General features: G+C 71.3%; 15 protein-coding genes and 1 tRNA gene. 13 read left to right on the top strand and 3 right to left on the bottom strand.

Going from position 1 to position 17974, the window contains the following annotated elements:
* Positions 1–107: 107 nt before the first annotated feature.
* The 4 genes from I4Q55_RS19610 to I4Q55_RS19625 all read left to right on the top strand — a co-directional run bounded on the left by I4Q55_RS19610 (position 108) and on the right by I4Q55_RS19625 (position 5451).
* Positions 108–899, top strand: a complete 792-nt coding sequence (locus I4Q55_RS19610) for a hypothetical protein (RefSeq protein WP_206789546.1) — start codon at positions 108–110, stop codon at positions 897–899.
* 501 nt (positions 900–1400) lie between these two features.
* A complete protein-coding gene (locus I4Q55_RS19615; RefSeq protein ID WP_242546349.1) occupies positions 1401–2000 on the top strand; it encodes a hypothetical protein in 600 nt (199 codons plus the stop codon).
* A 137-nt stretch (positions 2001–2137) separates the two neighbouring features.
* Positions 2138–4249 carry a dTMP kinase gene (locus I4Q55_RS19620; protein ID WP_206789548.1) on the top strand — a complete coding sequence of 704 codons (2112 nt, stop codon included), beginning with the start codon at positions 2138–2140 and terminating at the stop codon, positions 4247–4249.
* Entirely contained in the window at positions 4246–5451 is a 1206-nt protein-coding gene (locus I4Q55_RS19625; protein WP_206789549.1) for a DNA polymerase III subunit delta', read from the top strand. The genes I4Q55_RS19620 and I4Q55_RS19625 overlap by 4 nt, the downstream gene beginning before the upstream one ends.
* A 50-nt stretch (positions 5452–5501) precedes the next feature.
* Here the strand turns inward: I4Q55_RS19625 and I4Q55_RS19630 are convergent, their stop codons facing one another.
* Positions 5502–7169, bottom strand: a complete 1668-nt coding sequence (locus I4Q55_RS19630) for a hypothetical protein (RefSeq protein WP_206789550.1) — start codon at positions 7167–7169, stop codon at positions 5502–5504.
* A gap of 132 nt (positions 7170–7301) precedes the next feature.
* On the opposite strand from I4Q55_RS19630, the gene I4Q55_RS19635 reads away from it, so the two are divergent.
* Positions 7302–7375 (top strand) — tRNA-Thr (locus I4Q55_RS19635).
* Positions 7376–7626: 251 nt separating this feature from the next.
* On the opposite strand, the gene I4Q55_RS19640 is transcribed toward I4Q55_RS19635, so the two are convergent.
* On the bottom strand, positions 7627–8082 hold the full coding sequence (locus I4Q55_RS19640) for a GreA/GreB family elongation factor (RefSeq protein ID WP_206789551.1): 456 nt from the start codon (positions 8080–8082) through the stop codon (positions 7627–7629).
* Between the two features lie 124 nt (positions 8083–8206).
* Between I4Q55_RS19640 and I4Q55_RS19645 the strand changes: the two genes are divergently transcribed.
* The 7 genes from I4Q55_RS19645 to I4Q55_RS19675 all read left to right on the top strand — a co-directional run bounded on the left by I4Q55_RS19645 (position 8207) and on the right by I4Q55_RS19675 (position 14715).
* On the top strand, positions 8207–8794 hold the full coding sequence (locus I4Q55_RS19645; protein ID WP_206789552.1) for a TetR/AcrR family transcriptional regulator: 588 nt from the start codon (positions 8207–8209) through the stop codon (positions 8792–8794).
* A 106-nt stretch (positions 8795–8900) separates the two neighbouring features.
* Positions 8901–10106, top strand: a complete 1206-nt coding sequence (locus I4Q55_RS19650; RefSeq protein WP_206789606.1) for a M14 family metallopeptidase — start codon at positions 8901–8903, stop codon at positions 10104–10106.
* A 28-nt stretch (positions 10107–10134) separates the two neighbouring features.
* Positions 10135–10653 (top strand): gamma carbonic anhydrase family protein, encoded by a 519-nt coding sequence (locus I4Q55_RS19655; RefSeq protein ID WP_206789554.1) that lies wholly within the window; start codon positions 10135–10137, stop codon positions 10651–10653.
* Between the two features lie 33 nt (positions 10654–10686).
* Positions 10687–11112 (top strand): 50S ribosomal protein L11, encoded by a 426-nt coding sequence (gene rplK / locus I4Q55_RS19660; RefSeq protein ID WP_206789556.1) that lies wholly within the window; start codon positions 10687–10689, stop codon positions 11110–11112.
* A 1-nt stretch (position 11113) separates the two neighbouring features.
* Positions 11114–11518 (top strand): ABATE domain-containing protein, encoded by a 405-nt coding sequence (locus I4Q55_RS19665; protein WP_206789557.1) that lies wholly within the window; start codon positions 11114–11116, stop codon positions 11516–11518.
* Positions 11519–11630: 112 nt separating this feature from the next.
* Positions 11631–12899, top strand: a complete 1269-nt coding sequence (gene glyA, locus I4Q55_RS19670) for a serine hydroxymethyltransferase (protein WP_206789558.1) — start codon at positions 11631–11633, stop codon at positions 12897–12899.
* A 163-nt stretch (positions 12900–13062) separates the two neighbouring features.
* A complete protein-coding gene (locus I4Q55_RS19675) occupies positions 13063–14715 on the top strand; it encodes an MDR family MFS transporter (protein WP_206789559.1) in 1653 nt (550 codons plus the stop codon).
* 62 nt (positions 14716–14777) lie between these two features.
* Here the strand turns inward: I4Q55_RS19675 and I4Q55_RS19680 are convergent, their stop codons facing one another.
* Complete coding sequence (locus I4Q55_RS19680) at positions 14778–15287, bottom strand: inorganic diphosphatase (RefSeq protein WP_206789560.1); 510 nt, start codon at positions 15285–15287, stop codon at positions 14778–14780.
* 176 nt (positions 15288–15463) lie between these two features.
* Between I4Q55_RS19680 and dacB the strand changes: the two genes are divergently transcribed.
* On the top strand, positions 15464–17965 hold the full coding sequence (dacB, locus tag I4Q55_RS19685) for a D-alanyl-D-alanine carboxypeptidase/D-alanyl-D-alanine-endopeptidase (RefSeq protein ID WP_206789561.1): 2502 nt from the start codon (positions 15464–15466) through the stop codon (positions 17963–17965).
* The last annotated feature ends 9 nt before the right edge of the window (positions 17966–17974 follow it).

Consider the following 17974-nt stretch of genomic DNA (forward strand, 5'->3'; position numbering starts at 1 on the left):
CGGCTCGGGCTCTGCCACCGGATCTGGCTCCGGTTCCGCGGCCGGGGCCGGGTCTGGTTCGGGCGCCGAGCCTGGGGCCGGGGCTAGTTCGGGCGAGAGGCGGCGGCATGGCTGAGCGCACGGCGGCGCGGGAGCTGCTGGAGCTGGCGGCGGGTCCGGTGCTGGCGGCGATGCCGGACCGCGAGCCGGTCGACCGGCTGTACAACCCGGACGTCAGCGACCACGACATCCTGGTCCACGGCCCGGTGTCGGACGACCCGGCGGACCTGGTGGCCGAGGTCGAGCGGCACATGGCGTGGGCCGCCTGGATCGACGGCACACCGTTCGGCGAAAACGGCGAGCTCAACGAGATCGGCTTCGAGGTGGTGTCGCTGATGCTGCGCGGCTCGGTCCGCGCGGCACTGTGCGGCGTGTTCGACGAAGGCCCGGAGACGGCGGACATCCGCTGCTACGCCGACGGCGAGCGAGCGTTCATGATGGGCTCGCTCCCCGGCCGCACGGCGATCCACCTGGCGGATTTCGAGGAGCTGCCGGAGATGCTGGTGGCCGAGCTGCCCGAGGTCCCGTTCGGTGCTTCGCCGAGGGCAATCTGGGTCTCGGTGGACGACGGCGGCCTGGTCCACGACGGTCAGGACGAAGACGTGGGCGCAATGCGCGAGCTCCTGGCCCGCCCCAGGTCGGGAACGGCGGTCCTGGACATGCTGGCCTTCGGCGGCCTGTGCGCAGAGTTCCCGGACCACGGTTTCGTCCTGGTCGACACGGACCTGGGCCGCTTCGCCCTGGCGGCACTGGACCGAGGAGAGGGCCACCGCCAGCTGGTCCTGAGCCCCTTCAGCCGCGGCATGCTCCGCGACTGGTGCCGAAAGATGATCGACCTCGGACAGGAGGAGACGCCCTGAGCCCTTCCCGGATCGACCCAGCCCAGCCAAGTCCGAGCCCAGTCGAGCCCGACCCAACCGCGCCCAGCCGAGCCCGACCGAGCCCAGCCAAGCCGAGCCCGACCCCAGCCCGACCCCAGCCGAGCCGACCCACTCTGGCTCGGCCCGGCCGAGCCCAGCCCAGCCCGAACCAGTCGAGCCCAGCCCGGCCGCCCGCCCCGGTTCGCCCGTGCCCCTCGAGCCCACCCCATCCGCGCCTCAAGCCCCCACCGTCAAACTGGCCACAGAAAGGCCACCCCCTGGCCACCCACCCCCTTCAACCGCTGTGACTCGTCTCACTACGATCTGTCACCATCAGCGGTCGACCCGGTGACCGTCGGGCTGGACACTGCAGGGTGTTCGGGTACGGGCTTGCGCTGCGTGACCGACCATCCAATGCAGACAGAGCCATTGGGCGGATGCGTTATCCGCCTGTGTCGCTACCCTGGAAAGGCGAGGACATTCAGTAGTGAGGTGGTCACCATGAGCGCGAACGGTGAGGCTCCCTTCTTCAATGCCCCCGAGCTCACTCAGCGCGACGGCACTCTGTCCGAAGCACCCGGCGAAATGTTCGCTGATCCGGTCTCCGGGCTGGTCACCGCGTCGCCCGAGCCGCGCACCGCGGTTCCGAATGGCCACGAGCCCGCCGCCATCCCGGTGGCCGGGCCCGTGAAGCCCGACGAGGAAGTCGTCCGCCGGATGGTCGAGGAGACGCTTCGCGAGGAGAAAGCGAAGACACCCGAGGCGATCCCGCCGGCCGGCACCCTGAACCAGGACCAGCCGCTGGGGCTGCTCCCGCGGCAGCGGACCCGGCGGCGCACCTGGCCGACCCGGCCGCCGCAGATCATGCGGCCCGTGCGGCAGGATCCGCTCGCCGAGGGCGACCCTGACGACGTCGATGTCGTGCCCGTCAAGCGGCGGCGGCTGCCGCGGATGCCCTCGGTCTCGATGCCGGCTTTCAACCGGCCGTCGTCGAGCGCTGCCGGGGTCATGCTGGCCGTCGTCCTGCTGATCGCGTTCGGTTTCGTCGCCATCGAGATGGTGTCGAGCCTGGTCAGCAGCGTAACGGGGCTGTTCGACTAGCGTCGTCGCCTGCCCCGCACCACGGGGCCGTCCCGCGCGCCAGGGGCCGATCGGGCTACCCTGGCTTCACGGTCGGGTCCTCTCGCGGGGGCGTCCGGCACCGCGGTGACTAGTGGGGTGGGCGTATCAGCGAGGGCGTGCGATCGGTACCCGGGGCCGGCCCGGGTGCGTCGTCGGGCGCCGAGGCGTCCACGATCAACCGGGTCCGGCGGGTACTGGCGATCAAACCTTTCCGGCGGCTCTGGGGCGTCACGTACCTGTGCAGCGTGGCCGACTGGCTGAACATCCTGGCCCTCACCGGCCTGGCCACGAAGCTCACCGACAACTACTTCGCGCAGAACTTCGCCTTCGTCGGCGTCGTGCTGACCGGCCTGGCACCGGGGCTGCTGTTCGCCCCGATCGGCGGGCTGCTCGCCGACCGGTTCGACCGCCGCAAGGTCATGGTCGTCGCCGACCTGCTGCGGTGCGGCTTCCTGCTGTCCATCGCCATCGTCAGCGCGCCCTGGTGGCTGCTGGCCGGCAACTTCCTCGTCGGCTGCGCGTCGAGCATGTGGATCCCCTCGAAAGAGGCAGCGGTCCCGAACCTGCTCCGCCGTCCCGACCAGGTCGAAACGGCCAACCAGCTCGGCATGGTGATGACCTACGGCCTCGCCGTCATCACCGCGGCCGGCGCGAACGCCGTCATCACCGGCGTCAACACGACGTTCCACCTCTTCCCCGGCGACCCCAGCCTCAACATCGCGAAGCTGGTCGTCATCATCACCGGCCTGCTCTACCTCGCCAGCGCCATCCTCATCGCCACGCGGATCCCCGAGCTCTCGCTGCGCAACGTCCACGCGCTGCCGGAACAGAAGGTCAAGGCGGCCGACGAGGAAAAGCTCGGCATCGGCGCGATGATCGCCGACGGCTTCCGGTTCATCCGCAGCACGCCGCTCGTGCGCGGGCTGCTGGTCGGCGCGTTCGGCGCGTTCGTCGCCGGCGGCGCGGTGATCGGCTCGGCCAAGCCGTACTCCTCGAGCCTGCTGGCCGGTGACTCCGCGTTCAGCCTGCTGGTCCTCGCCGTCTTCCTCGGCCTCGCCACCGGCATGGTCTTCGCACCGAAACTCGCCCGCCGGCTCCCGCACGACCGGCTGTTCGGCCTCTCGATCGTCGCGGCCGCGATCTCGCTCGGCCTCGTGGCGCTGTCCCCGCACCTGACGATCTCGCTGATCGCCGTGGTGCTGGTCGGCATCTGCGCCGGCACCGCGTTCCTCACCGGTGTGACGATCATCGGCTCGCGGGTCGAGGACGCCATCCGCGGCCGGATCAACGCGATCTACCAGCTGATGATGAAGCTGGTGCTGTTCGGCACCACGGTCACCGTCCCGCTGCTCGTCGGCGCGGTGCAGCGGCACACGATCACCGTCTGGGGCAACCCGCTCACCATCGACGGCACGCGCCCGGTGATGCTCGGCGGCGCCGCGATCGCGCTGGTCGCCGGCCTCTTCGCCTACCGGCAGATGGACGACAAGCGCACCGAGCCGATCCTCGCCGACCTGCGCAACGCGCTGCGCCGCACGCCGCGGCGCGTCAACGGCTACCTCATCGCCGTCGAGGGCACCACCGCGATCAACACCGCCATCCAGGCCGTCAACCTCGCCGACTGGATGCGGGGCGGCACCCGGCCGGTCGTCGTCGCCGCGGACCCCGCGCTCGACGACCAGCGGCTCACCGCGCTCGTCTCGGGCGCCTCGCTCACCGGGGCGCGGGCGCAGGCGCTGGCCGCGGCCGCGGTGCGGGCCGACATCGTGGAGCGGCACGTCCAGCCGGCGCTCGACGCCGGTTCGGTGGTCGTCATGGAACGGTTCGTCGACTCGCCGCTGGCGCACCTGTCCGCCGTCGCCGGGCTCGACAGCGACGAGCTCGAAGGCCTAGCCGACTGGGCCACCGGCCGCCTGCGCCCCGACCTGACCATCCTGCTCGACGCCGCCCCGAATGGCGCACCGCGCGACAAGTCGGCCGCGCTGAACGACCAGTGGCGCGTCCAGCACCTGCTCACCGAGATGGCCGAGGCCGACCCGGACAGGTACGTCGTGATCGACGCCGACGGCACGGACGCCGAGGTCGCCGAGCGCATCCGCACCGCGCTGCGCGCCGTCTTCGTCGGCCGGCTGGCCGCGCTGGCGCCGACGACGGAGAAGCCGGTGACGCTCCCGCTGGACACCCTGCCCATCGAGACCCCGGAAGAGCCTCGCGTGGAGGCGAAGTGACGACGACCGAACGCATCGGCGTCTGGAACCAGCTGGTCGGCCAGGAGCCCGCGGTCGAAACGCTGAGCGCGGCCGCCTCGGCCGCCGCCAAGATCATCGCCGGCGAGCCGGCCCCGCCCGGCGCGATGACGCACGCCTGGCTGCTCACCGGCCCGCCCGGCTCCGGCCGCTCGGTGGCCGCGCGGACGTTCGCCGCGGCCCTGCAGTGCAGCACCGGCACCGGCTGCGACGCCTGCCCCGGCTGCCACACGACGATGGCGGGCACGCACGCCGACGTCCGGCTCGTGGTGCCGGAAGGCCTGTCGATCTCGGTCGCCGAGATGCGCGCGCTGGTCCAGGCCGCCGCGCGCCGCCCGACGACCGGCAACTGGCAGGTCGTGATCATCGAAGACGCGGACAGGCTCACCGAAGGCGCGTCGAACGCCCTGCTCAAGGCCGTCGAGGAGCCGCCGGACCGCACGGTGTTCCTGCTCTGCGCGCCGTCGGACCACCCCGAAGACGTCTCGGTGACGATCCGCTCGCGCTGCCGCCTGGTGACGCTGCGGACGCCGCCGCCGGAGGCGATCGCCGACGTGCTGATGCGGCGGGACAACGTCGACGCCGAACGCGCGCAGTGGGCGGCTTCCGTGTGCGGTGGCCACGTCGGCCGCGCGCGCCGGCTCGCCACCGACGAGGCCGCGCGGCAGCGCCGGGCCACCGTGCTGCGGATCCCGCTCGGTCTCCGCCGGATGGGCGACGTCTTCACCTGCGCCGACCAGCTGATCAGCGCGGCCGAGGCGGACGCGGGCGAGGCCAGCAAGGCCCGCGACGAAGACGAGCGCAACGAGCTGCGGACGGCGATGGGCGGCGACGGCGTCGGCAAGGGCGTCGCCGGCGCGAAGCGAGCCGCCGAAGCCGCGGTCAAGCAGCTGGAGAAGAAGCAGAAGTCCCGCGCGACCCGCACCCAGCGCGACACGCTCGACCTCGCGCTGGTCGACCTCGCCGGCTTCTACCGCGACGTCCTGGTGACGACGACCCGCTCCGGCGCGACGCTCAACCACCCGGACCACGCCGACCAGATCCGCGAGGCGGCCTCGTCGTGGACGACGGAGTCGACGCTGCGCCGGCTCGAAGCGGTGCTGGAGTGCCGCGAGGCGATCGAGCTGAACGTGAAGCCGCGCATCGCCGTCGAGGCCATGGTCACCACGCTGCGCCAGGGTTGAAACGAAGAAGCCCGCCAGGTGTGCCTGGCGGGCTCCTTCACACCCTCGGGTCATTCGCGCGGACGCGGCGAGGGCTTGAACGGCTTTTCCTCGACGGCCACGGCCGGCAGCCGCCGCCGTCCGCCCGGCATCGCGGCCACCATGACCACGCCGAGCAGCAGCATCGCGGTGCCCGTCCAGAACAGCGGCACCGTTTCGTACGCACCGCTGGTGAAGGCCAGGTTCTTCACCGGCCCCTTCGGCGCTTCACCGCCGGCGGGCGGCGGCGTCGACGTCGTCCCGCAGACCACGCCGCCGGTCGGCGCGTACGCCCGGGCGATCTGCTCGCCGAGCGACAGCTGGGCCAGCGACGACGGCAGGTTCTTCGCCTGGTCGTCCGGCAGCAGGCTCTTGAGCTTGGTCGTCGGCAGCAGCTGCAGATCGAACATCCGCGCCGACGCGCCCAGCTGGTAACCGGCGAACGGCGTGGTCATGTTCGCCGACTTCTGGTCCAGACCGGCGATGCTCAGCCGCAGCACGCCGAGATCGAGGACGGTGCCCGCGGTGGTGCCGACCTGCTCGACGGGACCCGCCGCAGTCGCCAGCAGACCGCCGACAACGGGCAGGTCCTTGAGCTTGCCGAACTGGTCGCTCAAGGGCTTCAGCGGCAGCCCGATCGGGATGTCCTTGGTCGGGTGCGCGGCATCCAGCGTGTAGAGCGTCTTCCCGCCGGCCGCGATGGTCAGCACCGGCGCGGTGTACTCGACCTTGGACGTCTTCGCGTCACCGGTGGAGGTCACCTTGAGCGTCGGCTGGCTGACGACCTTGACGCTCAGCGCCAGCGGCGTGCCCTTGAGGATCTCGATGTCGGCGGCCTGCAGCGTCGACGTCGACTGCACGGCCTTGTTCTTCGAGCCGGGGATGTCGACCAGCTTCACCTGCGACCGCGACGACAGCGTGTTCGGCAGGCTCAGCAGCGAGCCGTTGCCGTCCGCGGCGGTCTGCCCGCCGCCCTGCAGCAGGCCGCCGAGGCTCTGCAGGCCCTTGGTCAGGTCGAACCCGCTCGCCAGCGAGTTCGGGTCGAGCTTCGGCTTCAGCGCGTCCAGGCCCAGGTTCGGCATCGACGGCACGACGTTCAGCAGCGACAAGCTGGCCACGGACGTGCTGGCATCGGCGATGGTGCCGACGCACGGACCGAGCGTCTGGCTCCACCGCGCGTGCGCGCTCCCGTTGAGCAGCCCGATGTTGAGCAGCGGGTTCGACGGCGCGTTGAGGCCCCCGCTGATCGGCTGCGGGTTGTCCGGCAACGCGGTCTGCACGACACTGCCCGGCGTCTGCGGCGCGTTCCCACCCACCGACAACCCGAACGGCGACGCCTGCGCGACCGCCTTCTCGTAGCTCAGGTAGGCATCGGAGTTCGCCGACGCGTTCGACAGACCCATCCCGGCTTCGAGCGCGGACTGCTTCGGCAACGTCTGCCCGAACCCCGGCAGGATGGTGCTCGTCGGAACGGCGTTCGGCAGCAACCGGATGATCCCGAGCGCGGTCCCGGCATCCCCGACGGCCTGCCCCAGCGGCTGCGGCCCGATCGGCGCGGAGATCGGCGCCTGCCCCGGATTCGCCGGCTGCGGAATCGGCGTCGTCGGATAGGTCGGATCGGCAGCCGCCGGCGCCGCGCTGAGCAGGAGCAACGCCGCAGCCGCGGGCAGGGCCGCCGAACGGGGCAGTCTTCGCCGCATGTGCCAGAGCCTCCAAGTGGGTCGGCCGGGGTGAGACCGGCGTCATAGAGCCCTAACGACGGTCCCCCCGGAAAGTGACGCGCACAGCCTCCGCTACACTTGCTATCGTCGCCAGCGGAAGCCGGACGACATGCCGCCTTAGCTCAGTCGGCCAGAGCGATTCACTCGTAATGAATAGGTCGGGGGTTCGATTCCCCCAGGCGGCTCAGCAAATTGGACGGCCCCTGCCCCTTGAGGGCAGGGGCCGTCTTTTGCTTCGCGTGTCTTGTGGGGCTCCGCCCCACACCCCGCCCGGGGCTCTGCCCCGGCCCCCGTCGTGGCTTGTTCGGGCGGTGAGGTCGCGCTGCGGAGGTGCGGAGCCGCGGAGGCGCGCAGCTCCGCCTGTTCGACCGCGTCTTCGGCCTGCGCGGAAACCACTCGTCCGGCGGGCCTCGGTGGGGCCCGCCGGACGTAAAAGTCACTTCGGCGGCGTTACCTTCACCACCGTGGCCTTGGCGTCGCCGCGGGGGGTTCGGTAGGTGATCTCGTCGCCCGCCTTGGCTCCGACCAGGGCCAGGCCCAGGGGGCTGTCCGAGGTGATCGCGTCCGCGTCCTCGCCCGGGACCGTCACCACCTGGAACGTCTCCTCGTCCCCGTCGGGGAAGCGCAGGGAGACCACCGTGCCGTCCGGGAGCTGGCTGTTGCCGTAGCCGCCGTGCTCCATCTTGGCCGCGAGGTCGGCGATCTGGCGGTCGAGGCGGGCCGCGGTCTCCGCCCGGTCGATCACGTCCGCCTGGTCCGCCGCGTCCCCGGTGCGTTCCTGCTCGCCGGGTTGCGGCGCGAGGGCATCCCGCTGCGCGCGCAGGTTCGCGATTTCCTTCTCCAGCTGGCTGCGCGCCGCCGGGCTGAGCCCCTTGTCCCCTGAGATCACCATGCCGGGCATTGTCCGCTGCGCGGAGCGGGGTGGCCAATCCGGTTTTTCACCCGAAAGCCGTCCACAGGACGTCTGCCCTAGGATTTCGGGTTCGGCGTCCAGGAAGAAGGTAACGAGAATCACCGTGAGCGCAGTCCCCGGCCGCAGCGAGCGGCTCTCGCCGAACCAGCTGGCCAAGCAGGAACAGATCGTCGAAGCCGCCCGGCTCGTCCTCGCCCGCGACGGGCTCGCGGGGTGCACCGTCCGGGCCATCGCGGACGCCGGCCCGCTCACCAAGAGCGCGATCCACTACTACTTCGCCGACATCGACGTCCTCATCGACCGGGCGATGGCCGCGCACATCACCGCCTTCGCCGCCGGCCTGCGCGAGGTCGCCGCGAAGCACGACGAACCCCGCGAGCGGCTCTTCGCCGTCCTCGAGGAGTACCTGAGCGTCTTCGCCGCGAACCCGAACGCCGCCTTCCTCTGGTTCGAGTACTGGATCGCCGCCGGGCGCGCGCAGCATCCGCAGGCCATCGACGTCATGCTCACCTCGCTCACCGAACTGCTCGCCGAGCTCCTCGCCCCGCTCGATGTCGACGACCCGCGCGCCCGGGCCCGGGCGCTCCTGTCGTACCTGCTGGGCACGGTCGTCCAGCAGCGCGTGCGCCCGCGGCCGTTCGCCACGCTGCGTGCCGACATCGAGGCGCTCTGCTTCGCGAACTACGGGTAGAAACGCCCAATAGATCCGTACTGCTCCGGATTGTGCCTCGTGTCCGGCTCCGGCCAAGGTCGAGGAACCCCCGAGAGCAGGAGACGTGATGCGCACACGAACGTGCATGGCAGCGGCCGCGGCCGCCCTCTTGGTGCTCACCACCGGCGGCCAGGCCGGTGCCGCCCAGCCCGACGGCCCGCAGGTCTACGAGGTGACCGGCGCCGCCACCGCCCAGCAGCGCACTGCAATAGCGCGGACCGGCGCGGACATCCTCGACGCCGAAGGCGCGACGACCACCGTCATCGCCAACCCCGGCGAAGCGGCCCAGCTGCGCGCGCATGGCTTCGGCGTCAAGGCGCTCGGCAAGGTCAACCGGCCGCAGGGCACCGAGGCGGTCCTGGACTTCCCGGCCGGCTACACCGGCTACCACACGTACGCGGAGACGCAGACCGAGCTGCAGAAGGCGGTCGCGAACTACCCCTCGCTCACCAAGCTGGGCAGCGTCGGCAACTCCTACGAGGGCCGGGCCCTGTCGATGATGAAGATCAGCGACAACGCCGCCACCGACGAGAACGAGCCCGAGGTCCTCTTCACCTGCAACCAGCACGCCCGCGAGCACCTCACCGTCGAGATGTGCCTGCGCATCGTGCAGCGGCTGACCAGCCAGTACGCCACGAACAGCGCGGTCAAGCGGCTCGTCGACAGCACCGAGATCTGGGTGATCCCGAGCGTCAACCCGGACGGCGCCGAGTACGACATCTCCGGCGGCACCTTCCGCAGCTGGCGCAAGAACCGCCAGGGTCCCGGCACCGACCCCAACCGGAACTGGGGCTACAAGTGGGGCTGCTGCGGCGGCTCGTCGGGCTCGACGTCCAGCGAGACCTACCGCGGCACGGCGGCGTTCTCCGCGCCCGAGACCCGCGCCGTCTCGAACTGGGTCAACTCGCGGGTGGTCGGCGGCGCCCAGCAGATCAAGACGCACATCGACTTCCACACCTACTCCGAGCTGGTGCTCTGGCCGTTCGGCTACACCTACGCCGACACCGCGCCGGGCCTGACCGCGGCCGAGGCGCAGAAGTTCCAGTCGCTCGGGCGGCAGATGGCGGCGACCAACGGCTACACGCCGCAGCAGTCCAGCGACCTCTACATCACCGACGGCAGCGTCAACGACTGGATGTGGGCGCAGCACAAGATCTGGAGCTTCACCTTCGAGATGTACCCGAGGGGCAGCAACCCGGGCTTCTACCCGCGTGACACCCAGATCGTGCCGCAGACGACCCGCAACGACCAGGCCGTGGACATCCTGATCAACGCGGCGATCACGGGATAAGGCACGGGGCGCGGTCTAGGGTGCGGGCATGCCTCTGTTCTCGTTCGAAGGGCTCAGCCCGCAGGTCCACCCGGACGCCTGGATCGCGCCCACCGCCACGCTCATCGGCGACGTCGTCGTCGAGAAGGACGCCTCGGTCTGGTTCGGCGCGGTGATCCGGGCCGATTTCGGCCGGATCGTCATCCGCGAGGGCGCCAACATCCAGGACAACTCGGTGATCCACGTCAACGACGGCGTCTGCGAGGTGGGCAAGAACGTCACCGTGGGTCACCAGTGCCTGGTGCACGACTGCACGATCGGGGAGCAGGCGCTGATCGGCAACGGCTCGACGGTGCTCGACAAGGCGAAGATCGGCGCGCGGGCGCTGGTCGCGGCCGGGGCGACGGTCACGCCGTCGACGGAGGTGCCGGAGGAGGTCATCGCGATGGGCAGCCCGGCGAAGAAGTTCGTCCCGCTGACCGACTCGGCGCGGATGTGGGTCGAGCACAACGCGGCGATCTACCAGGAGCTGGCCCGGCGGCACCGGGCAGGCACAAAACCGGTTTGACCCTCCAGTAACTGGAGACTCTAGCTTCGGGGCATGGCTCCGAAGAAGAAACTCACCCACCAGGTCACCCTGGAACTCACCGCGGGCAACGCCCCGGTGGTCGACCTCGGCAAGATGCTGGGGCAGACCGGGATCAACCTCGTCGAGGTCAAGAAGGCCTACGACGCGGCGACGGCGGCCCAGCGCGGCGACATCGTGCCGGTGGTCGTCTCGGTGTTCGAGGACCGCTCGTTCGCGCTCCGGCTCAAGACGCCCCCGACGTCGTTCCTCATCAAGAAGGCGTTGGGGGACAAGGGTTCTTCGCGGCCGGGGCACGAAGTCGCGGGCAAGCTGACGACACAGCAGCTCCGCGAGATCGCCGAGCGGAAGCTGCCGGACCTCAACACCTCCGACGTCGAGATGGCGATGCGCACGATCGCGGGGACGGCCCGGTCCATGGGCGTCGTGGTCGTCGACTGAGGTGCGCAAGCACGCGGTCGTGCCGCCGTTCCACGCGCTCGACCCCGAGCTCGGGGTGGCGGAACGGTTGCTGCGCCAGGGAAATCCGCAGCTGTGCGCGATCGCCGCACAGCTGCCCGACGAGCACGCGGCCGCCCGCCGCCTCAACGCCGTGCTGGCCGAGGCCGGGGCGCGGCCGCGGCTCGTCGGCACCGGCGCGGCGTGGCGGATCGTCTACGTGACGCCGCACGCGGAAACCGGCGAGCTGGCCGCGGGCGCGGCGGGCCTGGCGGAACTGGTGACCGTCGGCGGCTGGCGCCGCGTCAAGCGCTGCGCGACCTGCGCGCGGCCGTTCTGCGACCGCACGTCCGGGTGCACCCGCAAGTGGTGCGCCGAACACCGGCGAGCCTCGAGCGGCGTGGACTAGGCTCTTACGCGCAGCAGCGACTGGCGCCATCGAGGTGGAGCACCACCGGGAAGCGACGACGAGGCCGGCACCGCGCGCCTGGGTGAAGGCCACTCCAGAGCCGGAGTACGCCATGACACACCAGCCGAAACTGACCGCACTCGCCGCCGCCGACCCCGCCATCGCCGGGCTCGTCGAGAACGAAGCCCAGCGGCAGCACGACAAGATCCGCCTGATCGCGTCGGAAAACTACGTCTCGCAGGCCGTCCTCGAAGCGACCGGGAGCGTGCTCACCAACAAGTACTCCGAGGGCTACGCGGGCAAGCGGTACTACGAGGGCCAGCAGTTCATCGACCAGGTCGAGCAGCTGGCCATCGAGCGGGCGAAAGCCGTGTTCGGCGCCGAGCACGCGAACGTCCAGCCGTACTCCGGGTCGCCGGCGAACCTGGCCGTGTACCTGGCCTTCGCGCAGCCGGGTGACACCGTGCTCGGCATGGCGCTGCCGGACGGCGGGCACCTCACGCACGGCTGGAGCGTGTCCGCCACCGGCAAGTGGTTCACCCCGGTGCGCTACGGCGTCGCGAAGGAGACCGGCCGCGTCGACCTCGACCAGGTGCGCGACCTCGCGCGCCAGCACCGGCCGAAGCTGATCTTCGCCGGTGGCACGGCGATCCCGCGCACGATCGACTTCCCGGCGTTCGCCGAGATCGCCGCCGAGGTGGACGCGGTGCTCGTCGCCGACATCGCGCACATCGCCGGCCTGGTCGCGGGTGGCGCCCACCCGTCGCCGGTGGGGCACGCGCAGGTGATCACGACGACGACGCACAAGACCCTGCGCGGCCCGCGGGGCGCGATGATCCTTTCGGACGCCGACCACGCGAAGGCGGTCGACAAGGCGGTGTTCCCGGGTCTCCAGGGCGGGCCGCACAACCACACGACCGCGGCGATCGCCGTCGCGCTCGGGGAGGCGCAGCAGCCTTCGTTCTCCGACTACGCGCACACGATCGTCGCCAACGCCCGCGCGCTGGCCGACGCACTGCTCGCCTGCGGCTACGACCTCGTGTCCGGCGGCACCGACAACCACCTGCTGCTGATCGACCTGACCAGCAAGGGCGTCGCGGGCAAGCCGGCCGCGCAGGCCCTCGACCGCGCGGGCATCGAGCTGAACTACAACACCGTGCCGTTCGACCCGCGCAAGCCGTTCGACCCGTCCGGCATCCGGCTCGGCACGTCGGCGATCACCACCCGCGGTCTCCGGCCGGAGCACCAGGTCCAGGTGGCGGAGTGGATCGACCGCACGATCACCGCGGCCGCCGCCGCCGAGGAGGCCGCGCTGGACACGATCGCCGCGGAGATCCGCGAGTTCCTGGCGCCGTTCCCGATCCCCGGCTACTCCGCCTGACCCCCTCCCGAAGGCGGGCACTTTCACGAGAAAGTGCCCGCCTTCGGCGTGTCCGGGGTCACAGGGATATTTGGTTGCACGATACAAGCGTCCGGGGAATAGTTGGCCGGAGCAAGTAGTTGAGATGTACAAGCAACTGCGAAGACTTCGAGGGAGACCACCCATGAGCGACACCACCACGGCGGAAGGAGCAGCCGCTACGAACGGCAAACTGACCCACCGCCAGATCCTGACCGTCCTGTCCGGGCTGATGCTCGGCATGTTCCTCGCCGCGCTCGACCAGACCATCGTGTCGAGCTCCATGCGCACCATCGCCGACGAGCTGCACGGCCTGTCCCTGCAGGCCTGGGCCACCACCGCCTACCTCATCACCGCCACGCTCTCCACGCCGCTGTACGGCAAGCTGTCCGACCTCTACGGCCGCAAGCCCATGTACCTGACGGCGATCTCGCTGTTCCTGGTCGGCTCGCTGGCCAGCGGCATGGCGACGTCGATGTACGAGCTCGCCGCCTTCCGGGCCTTCCAGGGCCTCGGTGCCGGTGGCCTGATGTCGCTGGCGCTGGCGATCATCACCGACATCACCGCGCCGCGGGAACGCAGCAAGTACCAGGGCTACTTCATGGCCGTCTTCGGCATCTCGAGCGTGGCCGGGCCGGTCGTCGGCGGGTTCTTCGCCGGCATCGACTCCTTCGCCGGCATCACCGGCTGGCGCTGGGTCTTCCTGGTCAACGTCCCGATCGCGCTGGCCGCGCTGGTCGTCGTCACCAAGGTGCTGAACCTCCCGCACAGCCGCGTCGAGCAGAAGGTCGACTACTGGGGTGCCGTGGCGCTGGCCACCGGCCTGGTCCCGCTGCTGCTCGTCGCCGAGCAGGGCCGCGAGTGGGGCTGGGGCTCCACCGCTTCGATCGCCATGTACGTCGTCGGCGCGCTGGGCGTGGCCGCCTTCGTCTGGATCGAACGCCGGATGGGCGACGCCGCCCTGCTGCCGCTGCGCCTGTTCAACCGGTCCGTGTTCCGGATGTCGACCCTCGTCACGGTCGTGCAGGGCGCCGGGATGTTCGGCGCGATGATGTCGCTGCCGCTGTACCTGCAGATCGTCAAGGGCGCGACGCCGACCCAGGCCGGCCTGCAGATGCTCCCGCTCACGCTCGGCATCATGATCGCGAGCCTCGGCAGCGGCGTGGTGATCTCGCGGACCGGCCGGTACAAGATGTTCGCGGTGGCCGGGGTCGGCCTGATGGCGGCGGCGCTGTTCGCGCTGTCCACGATCACCGTCGACAGCTCGCTGACCCTGGTCATGGTGATCGCCTTCGTGATCGGCCTCGGCCTCGGCGCTTCGATGCAGACGCTGGTGCTGGCCGCGACCAACGACGTCCGTCCGCAGGACATCGGCGTCGCGACCTCGGCGGCGACGTTCTTCCGGCAGATCGGCGGCACGGCGGGCACCGCCGTGTTCCTGTCGATCCTGTTCGGCACGGTCGGCGACCGGATCGCGAACGCCCTCCGCTCGGCGATGACGACGCCGGCCTACACGGCGGCGCTGGCGCAGCACCCGGAGTTCGCGAAGCAGCTGCAGGGTGGCCTCGACGTCAACGACACGTCGTTCCTGTCGACGCTCGACCCGACGCTGGCCCGGCCGATCCTGCAGGGCTTCGCCGAGTCGATGAGCACGGTGTTCCTGGTCGGCGGGATCGTGCTGACCGTCGGCTTCGCGCTCGTGTGGTTCCTCAAGGAGAAGCCGCTGGCGGACAAGTCGGCGATGGAGCAGCGCGCCGAAGCCGAGGCGGACGCCCCGGCGCTCGCCCTCGCGCACTGATCGCATGAGAAGGCCCCCTCGGGAACTTCCGAGGGGGCCTTCTTTTACGAGCTCAGTGCAGGTCAGTGACCGTTGGCTTCTTTCTTCGCCAGGCGGTCGGTCTCGCGGTCGAGCGAACGCTTGATCTCGTTCTCGGCCTCGGCGCGGCCGACCCAGGTCGAGCCTTCGACGCTCTTGCCGGGCTCGAGGTCCTTGTAGACCTCGAAGAAGTGCTGGATCTCCAGCTTGTGGAACTCGTTCAGGTGGTGGATGTCCCGCAGGTGCTCGAGGCGCGGGTCGTTGGTCGGGACCGCGAGGACCTTGTCGTCCGGGCCCTTCTCGTCGGTCATCCGGAACATGCCGATCGCGCGGCAGCGGATCAGGCAGCCCGGGAACGTCGGCTCCTGGACGAGGACGAGCACGTCGAGCGGGTCGCCGTCCTGGCCGAGGGTGTCGTCGATGAACCCGTAGTCGGCCGGGTACTGCGTGGCCGTGAACAGGGTCCGGTCCAGCTTGATGCGGCCGGTCTTGTGGTCGACCTCGTACTTGTTGCGCTCCCCTTTGGGGATTTCGATCGTGACGTCGAACTCCACGCCGTCCTCGCTGCTTCTTTAGATCCGGGGCGTGCCCACGCGTCGCGGGCGGCAACCTTCATGACTGTCTTGACGTCTCCTAGTGTGGACTACGCCCTGCCGGGGGGCCGCATCGATGTCGGCCACGCGGCATGTGAGCTTGGCCCCTCCCCGGGGCAGGTGAGAAGGAGTGGTGGGTGCCGGAAAACGACCAGCCGATGTGGCCTTCGTCGGACGAAGACGGCTCGTCGTCCGGGGCGCGGGAGACCACTCCGATGGCGCTGCCGGACCCGCCGAAGGGCCCGAAGGACGGCCCGGGCGTGCCCAAGGTCACAGGCAGTGAGGCGCCGAAGGGGTCGTGGTTCGCGCCGAACGTCCCGCCCGAGCCGATCCCCGGGTTGAACGCCCCGGCGGAGGAGCCGCCGCCCCCGCCGCCCGCCGCCAAGCAGGACCTCGCCGACCGCCTCGGCAGCCGGGAGCCGAAGCAGCCGCCGGTGGCCGACGCGCCGGGCCAGCCCGCGGCCAAGCCGGCCGAGGAGGGCACCCAGTACATCCGGGTCGAGCAGTCCGAGCCGAAGCCGCAGCAGCCGTCGGCGGCCCAGCCGTCCGCGCCGGGCGAGCAGCCGGCCGCGGCGCAGGAACCGCCAGCGGCCAAGTCGCCTGCACCGGCCCAGCAACAGCCCGCGGCCAAGCCGGCCGACGAGGGCACCGAGTACATCCGCGTCGAGCAGTCCGAGGCGAAGGCCGCCGCGCCGTCGGCCGGGGAGAGCACCCAGTACATCGAGAGGAAGCCGTCCGGGCCGGTGCCCGTGGTGCCGGTCGAGCGGCACGGCCCACCCCGGGAGGAGCAGAAGCCCGAAGAGCCGCAGCAGCAGTGGCGCGAAGAGCTGCAGCACTGGCGCGAGGAGCAGCAACGCCGCGAAGAGCAGCTGAGCCGCGGGGCCGCACAGCGCCGCGAAGAGCAGGAGACCCAGCCCTGGAGCCAGCGCATCGAGCTGCGGGAGGACCGCGCCGGCGACCGGCCCGCCGAGCCGGGCGACCGCCGTCCCGCGCTGCCGCCGGAGCCGCCGCGCGGGCTGGTGCCGTCGGCGTCCGCCGGGTCGCTGGCGCGGCCGCAGCGGATCGAGCCGGACGGCCGCCGGTTCGACGCCGAGGCGACCGTCGGGATCGAACGGCCCACCGCGTTCCCCGGTGTCTTCCAGCAGCAACCCCAGCCCCGCGGGGAACAACCCCGGGCCGAGCAGCCGCCCGCCGAGCCGCCGTCGCCGTCCGCGGCCGAGGCGCCGCCGGCCGGTGAGCCGCCGAAGAAGCGGCGCAAGGGCAAGCTGATCGCGCTCGTCGTGGTCGTCCTGCTGGTGCTGGCCGGCGGCGGGGTCGCCGCGGCGACGCCGAAGGTGGCGAACCGGCTGGCCCTGCCGTGGGCGCCGAACGCGCCCAAGGGCGATCCGCCGGCGCCCTCCTCGGCCACGCGCCAGCTGCAGGGGCCGGCCACGTCCGGGGCCGCGCCGACCGCGGACGGCGTCAAGGCCGTGCTGGCCTCGGCCGCCGGGAACAGCGCGCTCGGGCAGCTCACCGGCAGCGTCGTCGACCCGGTGACCGGGACCGTCCTGTGGGACCACGGCTCGTCGACGCCGGTGACACCCGCGTCGACGACGAAGGTGCTCACGTCGGCGGCCGCGCTGCTCGTCCTCGACCACAACCTGCGCCTGTCGACCAAGATCGTGCAGGGCGCGGACCCGGGCACGGTGATCCTGGTCGGCGGCGGCGACACGACGCTGACCAACCTGCCGCTGGGCACCGAGTCCCCGCTGTACCCGGGGGCCGCGCACGTCGACGACCTCGTCGCGCAGGTCAAGAAGGCCGTGCCGGGCGTCAAGAAGGTCCAGGTCGACCTCACGCTGTTCAAGGGGCCGACGACCGCGCCGGGCTGGGAGCCGGGTGACGCGCCGTCGACGTACGCGACGCAGATGGCGCCCGTGATGGCCGACGGCGGCCGCATCAACCCCAAGGACAACAACTCGCAGCGCACGGCGAACGCGGGCAGCGCGCTCGCCTCCTCGATCGCCTCGAAGCTGGGTGCTTCGCCGGGCGGCCAGGCGACCGCGCCCAAGGACGCGAAGGTCGTCGCCGAGGTGAAGTCGGCCCCGCTGACCCAGCTGGTGTCCGACCTGATGGAGCTGTCCGACGACGTCCTCGCCGAGGCGGTCGCCCGCCAGGTCGCGCTCGCGACCGGCGACGAGGCCAGCTACGCCGGCGGTGCCAAGGCGACCATCAAGGTCCTGAAGGACGCCGGCTTCGACGTCTCGGGCGTGGCGCTCTCCGACGGCAGCGGCATCTCGTCGCTCAACCGCATCCCGGCCCGGCTGCTGACCCAGCTCCTGGCGGCCGCGGCGGCGCAGGACGGCAAGAACCCGAACACGGCGAAGCTGCGCCCGGTACTGGCCGGCCTCCCGGTGGCCGGCGGCTCGGGCACCCTGGCCGACAAGCGCTTCGACACGGCGGCGTCGCAGGCCGGCCGCGGCTGGGTGCGGGCCAAGACGGGCACGCTCACCGGCGTCAACACCCTCGCCGGGCTCGTCCTCGACCAGGACGGCCGGGTGCTGGTGTTCGCGTTCATGTCCAACGGCTCCGACACCGAGCCGGGACGCGACGCGATCGACGCCCTCGCGACGAGCCTCCGCAAGTGCGGCTGCGCCTAGCGGACGCCG

Source organism: Amycolatopsis sp. MtRt-6 (genome assembly GCF_017308975.1).
Classification (GTDB): Bacteria; Actinomycetota; Actinomycetes; order Mycobacteriales; family Pseudonocardiaceae; genus Amycolatopsis.